The organism is Myxococcus virescens (assembly GCF_900101905.1).
GTDB classification, from domain to species: Bacteria; Myxococcota; Myxococcia; order Myxococcales; family Myxococcaceae; genus Myxococcus; species Myxococcus virescens.
In genome coordinates this window covers 127,085-142,458 of sequence record NZ_FNAJ01000007.1, presented here as the reverse complement: position 1 = coordinate 142,458, position 15,374 = coordinate 127,085, and the positions used below count along the sequence as shown (strand labels likewise).

The window sequence follows — 15,374 nt, the reverse complement described above, 5'->3', positions numbered from 1 at the left end:
ACCCCCGCCAGGCGGTCTCATTCGCGGCCGCCTGGCGGTTCGAATTCAATGCCACACATGAAGGCGTTTGAAATGTCGCTCCTGGCAAGCAATGGCCCCGTGCTCGAAACACAGCGTCTCATCCTCCGGCCTCCCCGAGCCGAGGACCTGGATGGCTTCGCGGCGCTGTCGGCCGACCCGGAGTCGGCGCGTTTCATCGGAGGGGTCCAGCCGCGCTCGATGGCGTGGCGCACCCTGTGTGTGATGGCGGGCTCGTGGTCGCTCCAGGGCTTCGCGATGTTCTCCGTGCTGGAGAAGTCCACGGGCGCGTGGGTGGGTCGAGTGGGCCCGTGGAAGCCGGAGGGCTGGCCTGGAACGGAGATTGGCTGGGGCCTGCTCCGCGAGCACTGGGGCCGGGGCTACGCCACGGAGGCGACGGCGGCGACCATGGACTGGGCCTTCGACCACCTCGGCTGGACCGACGTCATCCACTGCATCGTGCCGGAGAACACCCCGTCCCAGCAGGTCGCGCTCCGGCTGGGGTCGCGCGTGCTGGGACAAGCACACCTGCCACCGCCGCACGACACACTCCGCGTCGACCGCTGGGGGCAGAGCCGCGATGAGTGGCGTGCTCGGCGGAGGTAGGCGCCGCGTTGCTCCAAAGCAGGGTTCGCCTGTCCGTCCCCTGGGGTGGCTGGCACCCAAATCGCCAGGAAAGACGGGAAGTTGAGGGACCGCCCAAGCGCATGTTACGACCGGCGACGGCCAGTCCCTCCTCCCCCGCATTGGCCATTCGGAGCCGGCTTTCCATGAGCGAGCGCAACGACGTCCCGAGGACCACTGTTCCCGTGGCCCCCCTGCCTGTGTCTGGCGCGCCCGCGAGCCCGAACGCTCCGGTCACGGAGACGCAGGCCCAGGCCGCGACCACCGCCCCCTCGGCTGCCGCCAACACCCGCGCCGAGGATGAAGCGCGCGAGCGCATCGCATCCCTGGAGCGCGAGGCCAAGGCCCTCAGCACCGCGGAGCCCCACACGGCGGCGCTGCTCTTCCACGAGGTGGGCCTGCTCTGGGAGGAGCCGCTCAAGAATCCGCGCAACGCCGCGGTGGCGTTCCAGAACGCGTACAAGCTGGCGCCGCGCTACCTCGTCAACATCCGCGCCGCCCGCCGGCTCTTCGCGGACGTGGGCAACTGGCAGATGGTGCTCCAGTTGATGGACGCGGAGCTGGCGGCCACCGACGACGCGCGCCATCAGGCCGCGCTGCTCTTCGAGAAGGGCATCATCCTCCAGGAGCGCCTGTCGCGGGACGAGGAGTCCGCCGCGTGCCTGAAGCAGTGCCTGGAGCGCCGGCCCACGGACGTCGTCGTCCTCACCCAGCTCGAGTCCGTCTACGCCGCGCGCAACGACGCACTTGCGCTGGTGGAGGTGTACCGGCTGATCGCCGCCACCGTGCAGCAGCCTTCGCTGCGCGCGCACTACCTCACCGCCGCGGGCCTGCTGCTGGAAGAGCGGCTGAAGCAGAAGGAAGGCGCCGCGGCCCTGTTCCGTGAGGCCTTCGCGCTGGACCGGTCGGACCTCCAGCTCCTGGCGGCCATGAAGCGGCTGGCCGAGCGCGAGGGCCGCGTGGATGAGCTGCTCGCCGCGCTGGGTGCGGAGGCGGCCGCGCTGGGCGCGCAGGCGGCGCCCGCGTACCTGCAGATTGCCAAGGTCTACGAGCGCAACGACCGCAAGGACGACGCGCTGGCCGCGCTGCTCGCCGCGCGGCAGGTGTCGCCCAACGAGCCCCTGGTGCTGAGCGAGCTGGCCGGCATCTACGAGACGCAAGGCCGCTTCGAGGAGCTGTCGGACGTGCTGCTGGCGCGCGTGGGCTCGCTCAACGACGAGAGCGAGCTGGTGGCCACCAACCTCCGGCTGGCGGCGCTGTACGAGGAGGTCCTCAAGCGCGAGTCGGACGCGGCGGCGCGGTATCAAGCCATTGTCGCCCGCATTCCCGGCCACGCGGCCGCGCTGGCGGGCCTGGGCAAGCTGTACTACCGCATGCAGGACTGGGAGCGGCTGGTCGCCGTCTTCGACGCGGAGGTCGCCGCCGCCGAGGACGCGAAGCAGAAGGCCGCGCGCATGTACAAGGCGGCCGAAATCCTGGAGGAGCGGCTGGGACGGCAGGAGGACGCCATCTCCCGCTACAACGCCTGCCTCCAGTTGCAGCCGGGCTACCTCCCCGCGCAGAAGGCCCTCACGCGCCTCTACGAGCGCCAGGGCCGCTTCGCGGAGCTGGTGGCGATGTATGAGCAGGACCTGCTCCAGACGAGCGACCGGGATCAGCTCATCACCACGTTGAACAAGATGGCGGTGGTGTACGAGGACCGCCTGGGCGACCTGGACCATGCCATCGAGTGCATGAAGCGCATCCTCGACCTGGCGTCGGACCACCTGCCCACCATCCGCAACCTCGCGCGGCTCTATGAGCGGGCCAGCCGCTTCCGCGAGCTGCTGGAGACGCACGACCTGGAGGCGTCGCTCGCGGGTGACACCAAGCAGGTGCTGTCGCTGCTGCACCGCAACGCGGAGATTCTCGACGAGAACCTCAAGGACCGCGCGGGCGCCATCTCCGCGTATGAGCGCGTGCTGGCGCTGTCCCCGTCCTACCTCCCCGCGCTCAAGGCGCTGGGCCGGCTGTACGCGCAGGATGGCCGGTGGGAGAAGCTGGTGGACATGTACCGGGCGGAGTCGGAGAGCTCCGCCTCCACCGAGCAGGCCGCCGCGCTCATCTACAAGATTGGCGAGCTGTACGAGCAGCGGCTGAACCAGGACAACGAGGCCATCGCCTCGTACAACGAGGCGCTGATGCTGGCGCCCAGCTACTTCCCGGCGCTGCGCGCGCTGGCCCGCATCTACCGCGCGCAGGCCGCGTGGGAGAGCCTGGTGGAGGTGCTGCGCGCCGAAGCCGCCAACCGCACCGACCCGCTGGAGCGCGCCAACGCCCTCTACCAGGCGGCGGCCATCTGGGAGGAGCAGCTGCTTCGGCCCGAGCTGGCCATCGACACGTATCAAGAGGTGCTGCGCCTGACGCCGGCCCATGCCGCCACGCTTCGCGCGCTGGAGCGGCTGTACCTGGCGCAGGACAACGTGAAGGAGCTGGTCGGCATCCTGGACCGCGAGACGCAGGTGGGCAGCACGCCCGCGGCGAAGGTGACGGCGTACCTGAAGCTGGCGCGGCTGTACCTGGACCGCTTCCAGGAGCCCTCCCGCGCGGCCCAGTGCTGCGAGGCCGTGCTGACGCTGGACGCCGGCAACCTCACCGCCCTCACACTGCTGGAGCGCATCCGCGCCTCGGACCGGCCGCGCCGCGCCGAGCTGCGCCAGCGCATCGCCGACCGGGTGAATGACCCGCGGCTGGCCATGGCCCTGCGGCTGTCCGCCGCGGTGGACCTGGACAAGAGCCCCGCCGAGGGCACGCTGGAGGCCTACAAGCGCGCATTCGAGGCCGACCCGGGCGATGCGCGGCTGGCCTTCGTGCTGGAGCGCGGCTTGCGGCAGGCGGGTGACGCCGCGGGGCTGGCGCGCCTGTACACCATGCGGCTGGCATCCGCGCAGGACGCCGACGAGGCCCTGGAGATGCTGCTGCGCACCGCCGAGCTGGCGGACACGCGCTTCAACGACTTGGAGAGGGCGGCGGCGCTGTACCGGCAGGCCCTGGAGCTCCAGCCGCAGTGCCTGCCCGCGATGCAGGGAGCTCGCCGCGTGGCCTTGAAGCGGGGCGACTTCGCGGGAGCCCGCGCCGCCCTGGAGGCCGAGGCCCAGGTGTCGCGCGATCCGCGTGGCGCCATCGAGGCGCTCATCGGCGCGGCGAAGCTGGCCGTGGGCCGGCTGAATGACGCGGACGGCGCCACGGCGCTGTACCGGCAGGCGCTGGAGAAGGATCCGCTGCACGCGGGCGCTCAGGCGGGCTTGGAGGAACTGCTGGCGCAGCGCGGTGGCTCCGCGGACCTGGCGGCCCTGCAGGAGCGGCGCGCCGAAGCGAAGCTCGCGCAACGGGACGGACTGGCGGCGGCCACGGCGTTCGTCAGCGCGGCGCGGCTGCACCACACCGCGCTGAATGACCGCGCGCGGGCGCTGGCCCTGCTGGAGAAGGCCCTGTCCGCGCAGCCGGGGCACCCGGAGGCGCTGGAGCTGCGTGGGGCGCTGCTGCTGGAGGCGCAGCAGTACCCCGAGGCCGCGGCCATGCTGAGCCAGCGCGTGCAGCTCGGCGGCGACCCGCGCGTCCTGGCGCAGTTCCACATGACGCTGGGGAACCTGTACGCGTCGCACCTCAATGACCCGAGCCGGGCCGCGGCGCACTACCAGACGGTGCTGGCCACCCTGCCCCGTCACCTGGAGGCGCTGGAGCGCCTGGCCGGGCTTCACACGCAGGCGCGCAACTGGGCGGGCGCGGTGGACTGCTTGCACAAGCTGCTCCAGCAGGAGCTGCCGCCGGAGCCGCGGGCCCGCTTCACGCTGGAGCTGGCGCGCACGTATGACGAAGGGCTGGGCGACGCGGGCGCGGCCACCCCGCTCTACCGCCGCGCGCTGGAGCTGTCTCCGGGCAACCCCGCCCTGGTGGACCGGTTGGTGGTCCTCTACGAGCGCGCTCGGAACCTGCCGGAGCTGGCGCAATTGCTGGAGGCCCAGGCCGCGGGCCAGCTGGCCGTGGAGCCCAAGCGCGCCGCGACGCTGCGGATGCGGGCCGCGGACCTGTACGCGGGTCCGCTGTCCGAGCCTGCTCGCGCCACCGCGCTGTACCGGCAGGTGGTGGATGGTGATGGCACGAACCTCCAGGCCCGCGCGGTGCTCGCGGAGCTGTACGCGCGGGACTCGTCATCGGTGCCGATGGCCATCGAGGAGCACCGGCAGATTCTCCGGCAGGACCCGACGCGGGTGGACAGCCTGCACGCGCTGTTCAAGCTCTGGGAGGGCCTGAAGCAGCTCGACAAGGCGTTCTGCGCGGCGGCGGCGCTGCACTTCCTGCGCTCCGCCAACGAGGTGGAGCTGGCCTTCTACATGGAGGCCCGCACGCGGCTGGCGCAGGAGGCGCGCGAGGCGCTGACGCAGACGGATGTGGACTCGGTGCTGATGCACCCGGGGGCCCGGGGCCCGCTGCTCGAGGTGCTGCGCGCGATGGGCGAGCACCTGGAGAAGGTGTACCCGCCCAACTTCGAAATCGTGGGCGTCAATCCGAAGGCGGACCGGCTCAAGCCGGACTCGGCCGTGTACAAGGCCATCCGCGCCGTCGCCCAGGTGTTCGGCGTGGAAACCTTCGAGGCCTACCAGGCGCGGCGCGGGCTGACGGTGCTGGAGACCACGGAGCCCATGTCGGTGTGCATTGGCCAGGACGTGGTGCGGCGCTTCAACGCGCGCGAGCAGAAGTTCCTCCTGGGCCGCGCGGCGCTGGGGCTGCTCAACAAGACCGCGGTGCTGGAGAAGCTGTCCCAGGGCGAAACGGCGGACCTCTTCGGCAGCGCCATCCGCCTGCACGCGCCGCAGTTCGGCGCGCTGGGGCGGCGCAACGACGAGTCGGTGAAGCAGCTCAAGCGGGCCTTCCCGCGCAAGGCGCTCAAGGCGCTGGAGATGCCAGCGATGTCGCTGGGCGACGCGCAGAAGGTGGACCTGGCGCCCTGGCTGGAGGCCCTCGACTACTCGGCGGACCGCGCGGGCCTGCTGATGTGCGGCGATGTGGCGGTGGGCCTGGGCATGGTGCTGCGCGAGGACCCGAACTTCGCGGGTGCCCGGCTGGATACGCCCGAGCCCATGATCCAGGCCGTGCGCGAAGGTGAGCGCCTGCGCACGATTCTGGCGTGGACCTTCACGGACGACTTCTTCCGGCTGCGCCAGCGGCTGGGACTGGGGCTGTAGGCGCTTTCGGAACGCGGCGGGAGCCCTACTCCCGCCGCACCACCGCGCCTTCCGGCAGGCCCGTGAGGATGCGCGTCAGGGCGTCATCCACGGGCCCGCGCTGGGCGGACTCCACCGTCACCTTCACCCGGTAGTCCTTGTCCGAGTCGAACTCCGGGTAGGAGCCGATGGCCACGTGCGGCATGTCGAGCGCCACCCGGTCCAGCACGGCGGCGATGTCGCTTTCCCCCAGCCGGAGGTAGAGGCAGCTCACGGCCACGGGCGACCCGCTCAGCCGCGCGAGCACCGTCTCCAACTGCATCCGGAACAACTGCGGCACACCGGGCAGCAGGAAGATGTCATCCACCGTGAGCACGGGGAACCACATGTCGGCCTGGGGAAGCAGCACGGCGCCCTCCGGGGCATCGGCGAGCCGCAGTCCCTCCGCCGTCACCGGCCGCTCCTCGGTGGCACGGGACATGATGAGGTCCAGCATCTCCTGCAGCCGAACCACGTTCCGCCCCATGGCCAAGGCCACCGCGCGCACGGTGACGTCGTCATGGGTGGGACCGATGCCGCCGCTGGTGAAGACGTACCGCGCCTTGCGCCGGGCCCGGGCCACTGCGTCCACGATGGCATCCACGTCGTCGAGGACCGTCTCCACCGAGTGCAGCGGGATGCCCACCTCGCGCAGGCGTTTGATGAGGTGCGGCCCGTTCAGGTCATGGACCTTCGCCGTCAAGACCTCGTTGCCGATGATGACTGCCGCTGCGCCGGTCCGCTCCATAAGGGGCGGGATTCTAGTCGAATCCGACCGGGGATGGTGACGCGTCAATACGCGCGCCATGCCAGCCGCAGTTTGCGATTCCCGAACGAGCTCGGGCCCCGGTCAGTCCACTCCGATTGCAGAGCGCCCACCGCGTGCGGCGGCACTCATTGGACGCGCTTGAGGTACGCGTCCGGTGCGCAGGGCCGCAGCCGGCTGAGCGCAGCCTCGGCGCCCTGCCTTGATGGCAGGAAGCTGGCCACCACCCACTTGTCCCGGGTGAGCCGCGCGAAGTCGTTGGTGTCCACCATGAGCAGCGTCGAGCCCTTGCAGTCCGCTTCCAGCTGCGCCTCGGCCGCGCGGGCCGCCGGCGCCGAGTCCTCCGTACGGAGGATGACGGCCCAGGCTTCGGCAGGCCGCTCCACCACCTTCTTCCGTCCCACGTCCCAGCGCAGCTCGGAGAGGGCCCAGCTGTCCGCCGAATCGCCCACGCCGATGTCGAGCGTGCGTGAGAAGAGGAGCCGGTCGTCCTGGACCTCCACGCTGGAGGAGGTGGGGCCCTGCCCCTCGGTCCCTTCCCAGGCCCGGGTTACGCCCTTCGCGTCTGCGAGGAACAGGGCATGCTGGCGGTGCACATGTTCGTAGCCGGCCGCGTGGGTGATGAGAAGCGCCGTCGGCCCGCCCTGGAGGTCCACGGCCCGGAGATGGAGGGCCCAGGAGGTCGACTCATCGCCACCGGTCCAGTTCCATCCAGGCGCCGTGGCCTTCGCCACGTCGCACGTGAGCGCATCATACGACTCGGACAGTGTCGCCGTGCGCTTCGCGTCTCCGCGGCGAACGCGCAGCGCGCGCTGGCCCTTCTTGCACGGCATCGCCACGGCCTCGATGCGCGGGTCGCTTCCCGCTGAACCCAGCACCTGCTCCTGGGCGCTCTCCGGCGCGGCTCCGCTGAGCAGCACGACGGCGGCGAGGGCGAGGATGGCGCCCAAACGTCGGCGCATGGGACTGGGAACCTGGGGCATGGGCATGGCCGTCTGGGCCTCCGCGAGCAGCGCTTCGCGGAACTCTGCACGCACTCCGCGCCTCGCAAAAGGGGGCAGGCCTGGAGACCGGCCGCTTCACCGTGCTCACGGCATTCGCTGGTGAGCCTCCTCCACCGGCGTTGAAGCGAACCTCCGGAAGAAGCTGTCGCCGTTCCAACGCGGACGCTCGGGGTTGTTGGCCACGGTGAGGGTGAGGTCCGAGAGCAGCCGAACGAACTTCGCCGCTGCCTCCCGGTCCATCGGCTGGCGCAGGTCATCGGAGGGCGCGTGATAGTGCCGAGTGTGCCAGGCCTTCATCGTGCGCTCCTCGGGAGAGCCCGGCGCATGGCCGAACTTGAAGAACAGGGCGGGCACGCCCTTCCGGATGAAGGCGTACTGGTCGCTGCGGATGAACAGCATGCTGTTGGGCTCGGGGTCCGGCACCAGCGTCACCCCATGGGCCGTGGCCACCTGCTGGAGCGGCGCCTTCAAGGAGGACTCCTCCTGCCCCAGGGCCAAGAGGTGGCGGAGTGGGAACAGCGGAAGGAACATGTCCATGTTGAAGTTGGCGACGATGGAGGACATGGGCACCGTCGGCTTCGCCGCGAAGTAGTGGGCCCCCAAAAGCCCCTTTTCCTCTCCCGTCACCAGCAGGAAGAGCACAGAGCGCTTCGGCTTCAGTGCCTGGAGGGTCCGTGCCATCTCCAGCACCGCGGCCACGCCCGTCGCATTGTCCATGGCGCCGTTGTAGATGGCGTCGCCCTTCACCGGCACCCCGACGCCGACGTGGTCCAGGTGGGCGGTGAGCACGACGTATTCCTTCGCCAAAGTGGCATCACTGCCGGGCAGCACGCCCACGACGTTGGCGGACTTCACCGGAGATTCCTTCCACTCGGCCCGCGCCTCGAGCCGGGTGGGCAGCTCGAAGCGTGGCAGCGGCCGGTTCGCATCCGCCATCGCCAGCACCTCCTTGAAGGAGTGCTGAGCGCCAGCGAACAGCTTCTCAGCGTGGCGGGAATTGAAGATGACACCCACCTTCAGGCCCTGATTTTCGACCAGTGACGGGTCGGCGAAGGTCATGGCCGGCTCGAACCGCGACGAGGCGATGCGCGCCCAGGGCAGCTCCTCGCTCTTCGGATTCCACAACACCATGACCCCCACCACGCCTGCCTTCCGGAGCACCTTGACCCGCTCCTCGAGCGAGCTGTGGTGGGCCCGGAGCGCACCGGGGATATGGTCGGGCCCGCCGTAGAGGATGACGACCACCTTCCCTTGGAGATCCAGCCCTGCGAAGTCGTCATGTCCCGCCTCGGGAATCGAAAGGCCGTACCCCACGAACACCAACGGGGCATCCACCTGCCCCGACTCTCCCAGGGAGGAGGCGATGATGGCATCGCGGCCGATGACCAGCGGCATGCGCCGGTCACCCCGCACGAGGGCCAGCCGCGAGCTCGCATCCACCAGTCGCCGCGAGACCAGCTCCACCGCCTGAGCGTAGTCATCCCCTGCGCCCGGCTTGATTCCCATCGCGGAGAGCTGCTCCACCACGTAGGTCGCGGCCTTCTGATAACCCTCGCTGCCCGTCTCCCGCCCCTGCATCGCGTCATCCGCGAGCACGCGAACGTGACTCCACCAGCGCTCCGCTTCTGGAGACGCGGCGGCGGAAGCCATCGCGGGCAGGAGGACGAGCAGCACGAATGGCAACGGGCGGCGGAACATGGGAGCACTCCATGGCAATGGCCTGCATCGACTACGCCTGACGGGCGTCGCGATTGCCTCGGCCCGGGAACATCATCGGCAGGCGCGCTCCGAGACGACGCATCAACGGCCAACTCCTCACGGGCGTTCCCACTTTCCGCTGATGCAATAGGAATCGCTGAGAGAACAGACACGTCAAAGCAGAGGGCTGACACGTCATTTCCCAGGCGACGCCAAGAGGCTGGCCAAGGCACTGCAAACCAAGCTCACCACCTTCCTGGCCCTGCCGGACGTCCAGAAGGCCATGGAGGGGCAATGGTCGCTCGTCTGGGGTCCAGCGGTGTTCGTGGACGAGGAAAGCCCACTGAGCTACGCGGACAATGTCATGTACGTCGCGGCGAGCCCCGACCAGTCCGTCTACGTCGTCGCCATCGCCGGAACCAACGCGTCTTCCAACTATGACAAGAATGAAGAGGACAACAGCGTCAACACCACCCAGCTCTGGACGGCTGCGTTCCCGAGCCTGCCGTCCTACGGAGTGCCTTGGGGAATCAACCCCTGGCCCGTTGTCTCGACGGGGACCGCGCTGGGCGTCAACGCCCTGCTGGGCATGACCGACACGCTGACGACCCAGCAAACCTTGGTGGAATTTCTACGCTCGGTGAGCGCGACGGGTTCGAAGACGCTCATCTTCAGTGGCCACAGTCTGGGCGGCGCGCTGGCGCCGACGCTCGCACTGGCCCTGTTCAATCCATCAGGTGGGCCACTCAGCACCGGGGACTGGGACCACGTCTACGTGCTCCCGGCCGCCGGTCCCACCCCTGGCAACCAGGGACTCTCCGAGTTCTTCGAGCAGGTGTTCCCGCCGGTCAGCCTGAACCTGCCCCAGCCCCAATACGCCTGGAACCAGAACATCTGGAACAGCCTCGACGCCGTGCCACACGCGTGGGTCGTCGACAGCCTCAAGGAGATTCCCACCCTCTATCCCGCGAACTGGGATGGTGGACAGGTCCCCGCGGACATCACGAAACTGGTCAACCTCGCCGTCCTGGCCTCGGAAGCTGGCGGCGCCCTTCCCGGCCCCTACACGCAACTCCCCAACATCAAGGTGCCGGGCACCTTCCACGGCTCCAATCCCATCACGACCGAAGACCAATTCTGGGCCGAAGTCGCGTACCAGCACCTGGAGGCCTATCAAATCCTCTTTGGTGTCCAATCGCTGGTTTCCGAAGGCTCCCGGGCCGCACTCCAGAAGATGTTCAAACGGTGGCTGGGCGCCCTCTCGCGAATGCCCTCCCAGAGCGTGAGTCGCGCCGCGGCTGCACGCTGACGCGCCCTACAGAGAAACTGCGCCGGGGAGGAGCCCCGCCCCATCGGCAGCTTCCTCCCCGGCGGTGAAGCGCACCTGTCGAAGCAAGCGGCCTGATTGCGACCGACCTGGTGTCTCGACAATCCGGTGCGGTAAATAACCGCCAATTCGAAGGAGACCATGACCGTTAATCTTCATGTCATCACAGGCGGCCCCGGCTCCGGTAAGAGCAGTCTCATCGAGGCGCTGGCGGTGGAGGGACTCGCGCACATGCCCGAAGCGGGCCGTGCCATCATTCAGCATCAGGTCGCAATCGGCGGCCATGCCCTCCCATGGGCTGATCGGACGGCCTTCGCCGAGCTGATGCTTGGATGGGAGATGCGAACCCACAAGGAGGCCTGCGAACTACGCCGTCCTGTCATCCTGGATCGCGGCGTTCCCGACGTCATCGGATACCTTCGGGTATGTGGTCTTCCAGTGCCGCCACATCTCTGGAAGGCCGCGGAGCTGTTTCGCTACAATCGACGTGTCTTCATCGCGCCGCATTGGCCCGAAATCTTCGCGCAAGACGCCGAGCGCAAACAGGCCCCCGACGAAGCGGAGGCGACCTATCGTTCGATGGTCGAGGTCTACACGAGCCTTGGCTACGAGTTGCTCCCCCTTCCCCTGGCATCGCTCCCGGAGCGGGTGCGATTCGTGCGCTCGAATCTCGAGTAGGCCACGCGTGCTGTCTCAACATGGGGGCGGCAAGAAACAGGTTGACGCACAAAATCCCCCCGAGAATACTCGGAGTAACAATCAGGCATTTCTACAAGAAGGACTACACCATGGGACTCGCCGAGCGTCGGCGCATCGCCGCCATCAAAGACTCTCACTCCGCTCGATTTCAGTCGGAGCTCAACGCGGCGATTGGATTCGAGTTGCCGTTTGAGATTGATGTTGCGAGCTTCCCCGAGGACAAGACGATCCTTGACTGCTACGACAGCTACTACGAGTCATATGGCCCGGGCCTCGTCGTCAATGTGATGAAGGAAATCTGCAAGGATGACATGGGCCGTGAGGCCGTCAAAGCCAAGTTCAACAGGATTGTCTTCCTGAATGTCGCCAAGAGTCCCGACGACCCGGGCACGAAGAGTATTGAAATCAAAGACCAAACCCTCTTCGTGCGTGAGAGCTTCTACGGCTACTCAGACCAGCTCTATGGCGACTCTGAACTTCAGTCGGCCCTCGAGGCAATGCTCTAGCGACACCCGGGCGCACTGAAGACCTCCAGCGCTGGGCTCAAGTCAGGCCGGGGCGCCGGGATCGACCACGGCCGGGGCGTTCACGTCGATACCGTCCCGGCGCAGTTCGTCCGAGGTGGCCGCCACCGCCAACGTGCCGGGCGGGTTGTCGTACCAGCCTGGGTCCGCGTAGCTCTCCAACCGTTCGCGAACCTTGAGCACGGTGAACATGCCTCCCGCCGTGATGTAGTCGTGCTTGCCCTGGGCCCCCAGCATGGGAATGGAGTTGGGCGGAATGGGCATCCCCATCTCGCCCATCTCCGCCATCCCCGTCTGGCCCATCGTCATGTAGCCCGGCAGCAGCGTGCGGACCTTCGCGTCCAGGCCCCCCGGCTTCACGCCAATCATGTTGGGGAACTCATGGCCCATCTGATTCATCATGTGGTGCGTCATGTGACAGTGCAGGGCCCAGTCCCCGGGCACGTCCGCCACGAACTCGATGACGCGTGTGCTACCCACGGGGACGAGCACCGTTCCCTCCGGCTGCTGGGCGGACTCGGGGACGCGCCCGCCATCCGTCTCGGTGATACGGAAGTGGAAGCCGTGCAGGTGGATGGGGTGGTGGTTCTGCGGGCTCAGGTTGCCCAGCCGGATGCGCACCCGCTCGCCCTGGCGCACCACGAGCGGCTCCGTGCCCGGGAACGCCTTCGCGTTCATGGTGAGCACGTTGAAGTCCGTCATCTCATTCGGATTGGGCCGCTCCGTGCCGACATCGATGCGCCATTCATGCAGGAGGATGACGAAGTCCCTGTCGACGCGGGGCCCCACGGGTCGGCGTGGGTGGATGATGAACATGCCCGTCATCCCGAGACCAATCTGCGTCATCTCGTCATGGTGCGAGTGGTACATGTTCGTACTCGCCTGGCGCAGGGTGAACTCGTACCGGAACGTCTCGCCCGGAGCGATGGACTTCTGGCTGAGGCCGCCCACGCCATCCATACCGCTGGGAAGCAGGAGTCCGTGCCAGTGAACGGTGGTGGCCGCGGGTAGCCGGTTCGTGACGTAGATGCGCACCCGGTCACCCTCCACCGCTTCGATGGTGGGCCCGTGGACTCGGCCGTTGTAGCCCCAGCAGGAGGCTTTCAGTCCCGGGGCAAACTCATGCCCCACCTCCTCGGCCACCAGGTGGAAGACCTTCACGTTGTTCACGACCTTCCACGGCAGCTTCGAGCCATTGGGCACCACCACGGGCCGGTAGTCCCGGCGGGGCATTCCGGGGCGCAGCCAGTCCTGCCGCGCATACTGCTGTCCGCAGTCAGCCGCGGAGCTCTCGCGAGGCCCGCATGCGCCTGGGACGGGTGACTGGGCGCGCGCCGCGGAGCCACTCAGCAGCAGCGTGCCTCCCGTGAGCGTGGCTCCCGCCGTGACCAGCATGCTCCGCCGCGTCAGCGTTCCCTCGGCGTCAATCGCCGGAGCGTTTCCAGGGCCTCCCCTACGCTCCAGAGGTCCAGGGGCGTCATCCTCACGGCCCGGTGCGCCCTCGGCGTCAGTCGTGCGGGTGCTCATGGGGGCTCTCCGTGCCATGGGTGACGTCCTGACCGTTCCCGGAGGGCGTCCCGGGTTGTGCTGGCTGCGCGGGTGGGCCGGGCGGCCCAGGTGGTACGTGTTGAGAAGGCTGCGAGGGCGATGACGTGGGTGCCGCACTGCCCTCCCGCAGCCGGCCACCCACGAGTTGCTCGAGGTCTGCCCGCGCCATCCAGTAGTCGCGGACGGCCTCGATGTAGCCCTGATACGCCTCCACCTGGTCGCGCTTGGCGGAGAGCAGTTGAAAGAGGCCTATCTGCATGGCGTTGTATTGGAGTTGCGACTGCTCGACGACCTTCTCACGAAGGGGCAACACCACTCGCCGGTAGCGGTCGGCCACCAGACGAAGCGCCAGCAGCCGGGCGCGGGCGGCGCGCACTTCCGAGCGGGTGTTGACGGACAGCTCCATCAGCCGCCGCTCCCCCTGGCGGTGCTGCGCTTCCAGCCGGGCGATGAGGGCCTGTCGCTGGTCGAAGATGGGCAACTCCAGAGACAGCGTCGGGCCAAAGAGCCTGGGGCCGTCCGCGTCCTGGTGCTCGTGAACGCCCACTTCCACGCGCCCGAAGAAGCGAGCACTCCGCGCGAGCTCCAGCGCATTCCAGAGCAGCATGACCTGCTTTCGGGCGGCGGCGATGTCCAGCCGTTGACGGATGGCGAGCGACTCCAGGTGCGCCAGTGAGACCTCCTGGTCAGGCAGCGGCGGGAGCTTCTCGGAGAGCGTCCATTGCGTACGGGGCCCCCACAGCCCCATGAGGCGGTTGAGGTTCTCCCGTGCCTCGACCAAGGCGAGCTCACCCTCCGCCAGTTCGAGCCGGACTCCCTCGGCGGCGGCCTGCTCACTCGCAAGCTCCAGCTCGGTGATGTTGCCCGCTGTCCGCAGCCGGGCGGAGAGGTCCGCCGCCGCCACGGCCGCCTGAAGCGCCATGCGGCGCAGCTCCGTGAGCTGTTGGAGGGCCTGCACTTCGCTGAAGGCCTTGCGCACCTTGGCCGCGGTGGCCAGCGTCTCGTGCGCCACCCGTAGCGTGTCCGCCATGAACTGCTCCCGGGCGACGCGCTTGCGCAGCGGCAGCGTGAAGAGATCCACGAAGTCCTGCACCAGCGAGACCTCGTGCTCTGACACGCCACGCCCGGAGATGGGAAAGCCGATGCTCCCGTCCAAAGTCGGGTTGGAGAGCAGGCCGGCCTGAACCATGTCGGCCTGCGAGACTCCCAGGTCCTCGTACGTGGCCTGGAGCGCCGGATTGTTGAGCAGGGCCACCTCCACTGAATGGTCCGAGGTGAGGTCCTCCTTCAGGAGCGCGTCGAGATGGCGCGCGACCTCGGCGTCCTCCGGAGTGCCCTGGTTCCAACGCGTCTTGCGGCCCAGCCGCTCCTCGACGAGCGCCGCAACCTCCGCGTGGCCTCGCTCCTTCTGGATGGACGCGCACCCTCCTGCTAGCAGTGCCGCACCCACGAGCCAGGACAGCCTCACGGATGCCCTCCGTGCCCCGGGGCATGGTCATGGTCGGCCGGTGCAGCGCCGGGCGCCCCTGCGTCCCCTTCCTCCGTGCCTCCAGGCATCTCCGGAACCAGCTTCATGCCGCACTTCGGGCACCTTCCTGGCTGGCTGGACTGCACTTCAGGGTGCATTGGGCACGTGTAGCCGACAACGCCTCCATCCGAGGATGCACCGTGATGGGAGTGCCCCATCTGTCCTTGCGACATGTCAGGCGCAGGCACTTCCGGAGTGGAGGCCGCGAATGCGGTCAACTGGGGCGCAGGCGGGGCCTCGGGCGCATCTGGATTCGACGGGTCCATGGAGGCGGGCAGCCTCTTCGGCTCGGAGACACAAGCAACGAAGGAAACGATGCTCGCCAGCAGCCATCGGTTTCGGCACATGGGGCCCTCGATGGGGGTGCCGTACCACCTGCATCCGCATGCCGAAAG

11 protein-coding genes are annotated in these 15,374 nt (G+C 68.5%); 5 read left to right on the top strand and 6 right to left on the bottom strand.

The window, feature by feature from the left end; genetic code table 11:
• Positions 1 to 48 precede the first annotated feature (48 nt).
• Together BLU09_RS21355 and BLU09_RS21350 are read left to right on the top strand one after the other, a co-directional pair.
• Positions 49 to 624 carry a GNAT family N-acetyltransferase gene (locus tag BLU09_RS21355; RefSeq protein WP_090491371.1) on the top strand — a complete coding sequence of 192 codons (576 nt, stop codon included), beginning with the start codon at positions 49 to 51 and terminating at the stop codon, positions 622 to 624.
• 164 nt (positions 625 to 788) lie between these two features.
• Positions 789 to 5,867 (top strand): tetratricopeptide repeat protein, encoded by a 5,079-nt coding sequence (locus tag BLU09_RS21350; protein WP_090491370.1) that lies wholly within the window; start codon positions 789 to 791, stop codon positions 5,865 to 5,867.
• A gap of 25 nt (positions 5,868 to 5,892) precedes the next feature.
• On the opposite strand, the gene BLU09_RS21345 is transcribed toward BLU09_RS21350, so the two are convergent.
• The 3 genes from BLU09_RS21345 to BLU09_RS21335 all read right to left on the bottom strand — a co-directional run bounded on the left by BLU09_RS21345 (position 5,893) and on the right by BLU09_RS21335 (position 9,353).
• Entirely contained in the window at positions 5,893 to 6,633 is a 741-nt protein-coding gene (locus BLU09_RS21345; protein ID WP_090491369.1) for a competence/damage-inducible protein A, read from the bottom strand.
• A gap of 146 nt (positions 6,634 to 6,779) precedes the next feature.
• Positions 6,780 to 7,688, bottom strand: coding sequence for a hypothetical protein (locus BLU09_RS21340; RefSeq protein WP_244171917.1), 909 nt, complete (start codon positions 7,686 to 7,688; stop codon positions 6,780 to 6,782).
• Between the two features lie 51 nt (positions 7,689 to 7,739).
• Positions 7,740 to 9,353, bottom strand: a complete 1,614-nt coding sequence (locus tag BLU09_RS21335; protein WP_090491368.1) for a M28 family metallopeptidase — start codon at positions 9,351 to 9,353, stop codon at positions 7,740 to 7,742.
• 283 nt (positions 9,354 to 9,636) lie between these two features.
• Here BLU09_RS21335 and BLU09_RS21330 point away from each other — a divergent pair, with 283 nt between their 5' ends.
• The 3 genes from BLU09_RS21330 (at position 9,637) to BLU09_RS21320 (ending at position 11,885) form a co-directional block, all read left to right on the top strand.
• A complete protein-coding gene (locus tag BLU09_RS21330; protein WP_244171916.1) occupies positions 9,637 to 10,662 on the top strand; it encodes a lipase family protein in 1,026 nt (341 codons plus the stop codon).
• A gap of 159 nt (positions 10,663 to 10,821) precedes the next feature.
• Positions 10,822 to 11,358: an AAA family ATPase gene (locus tag BLU09_RS21325; RefSeq protein WP_090491367.1), complete on the top strand. Its 537-nt coding sequence runs from the start codon at positions 10,822 to 10,824 to the stop codon at positions 11,356 to 11,358.
• A 41-nt stretch (positions 11,359 to 11,399) separates the two neighbouring features.
• Positions 11,400 to 11,885: a hypothetical protein gene (locus BLU09_RS21320; RefSeq protein WP_244171915.1), complete on the top strand. Its 486-nt coding sequence runs from the start codon at positions 11,400 to 11,402 to the stop codon at positions 11,883 to 11,885.
• A gap of 42 nt (positions 11,886 to 11,927) precedes the next feature.
• Here BLU09_RS21320 and BLU09_RS21315 read toward each other — a convergent pair whose 3' ends face one another.
• The 3 genes from BLU09_RS21315 to BLU09_RS39450 are packed head-to-tail and all read right to left on the bottom strand — an operon-like array spanning position 11,928 to position 15,077.
• The gene (locus BLU09_RS21315) at positions 11,928 to 13,430 is read right to left on the bottom strand and encodes a multicopper oxidase family protein (protein WP_373283988.1); all 1,503 of its coding nucleotides are present in this window, start codon (positions 13,428 to 13,430) and stop codon (positions 11,928 to 11,930) included.
• Positions 13,411 to 14,919 (bottom strand): TolC family protein, encoded by a 1,509-nt coding sequence (locus BLU09_RS21310; protein ID WP_090491364.1) that lies wholly within the window; start codon positions 14,917 to 14,919, stop codon positions 13,411 to 13,413. The genes BLU09_RS21315 and BLU09_RS21310 overlap by 20 nt, the downstream gene beginning before the upstream one ends.
• Entirely contained in the window at positions 14,916 to 15,077 is a 162-nt protein-coding gene (locus tag BLU09_RS39450) for a heavy metal-binding domain-containing protein (RefSeq protein WP_244171914.1), read from the bottom strand. The genes BLU09_RS21310 and BLU09_RS39450 overlap by 4 nt, the downstream gene beginning before the upstream one ends.
• Between the last annotated feature and the right edge of the window lie 297 nt (positions 15,078 to 15,374).

What these genes read in the sequence shown, in the direction of transcription:
- BLU09_RS21330 (WP_244171916.1), top strand. Translation starts at nt 9,637, where the DNA reads ATGGAGGGGCAATGGTCGCTCGTCTGGGGTCCAGCGGTGTTCGTGGAC.
- BLU09_RS21355 (WP_090491371.1), top strand. Translation starts at nt 49, where the DNA reads ATGCCACACATGAAGGCGTTTGAAATGTCGCTCCTGGCAAGCAATGGC.
- BLU09_RS21350 (WP_090491370.1), top strand. Translation starts at nt 789, where the DNA reads ATGAGCGAGCGCAACGACGTCCCGAGGACCACTGTTCCCGTGGCCCCC.
- BLU09_RS21345 (WP_090491369.1), bottom strand. Translation starts at nt 6,633, where the DNA reads ATGGAGCGGACCGGCGCAGCGGCAGTCATCATCGGCAACGAGGTCTTG.
- BLU09_RS21335 (WP_090491368.1), bottom strand. Translation starts at nt 9,353, where the DNA reads ATGTTCCGCCGCCCGTTGCCATTCGTGCTGCTCGTCCTCCTGCCCGCG.
- BLU09_RS21325 (WP_090491367.1), top strand. Translation starts at nt 10,822, where the DNA reads ATGACCGTTAATCTTCATGTCATCACAGGCGGCCCCGGCTCCGGTAAG.
- BLU09_RS39450 (WP_244171914.1), bottom strand. Translation starts at nt 15,077, where the DNA reads ATGCACCCTGAAGTGCAGTCCAGCCAGCCAGGAAGGTGCCCGAAGTGC.
- BLU09_RS21315 (WP_373283988.1), bottom strand. Translation starts at nt 13,430, where the DNA reads ATGAGCACCCGCACGACTGACGCCGAGGGCGCACCGGGCCGTGAGGAT.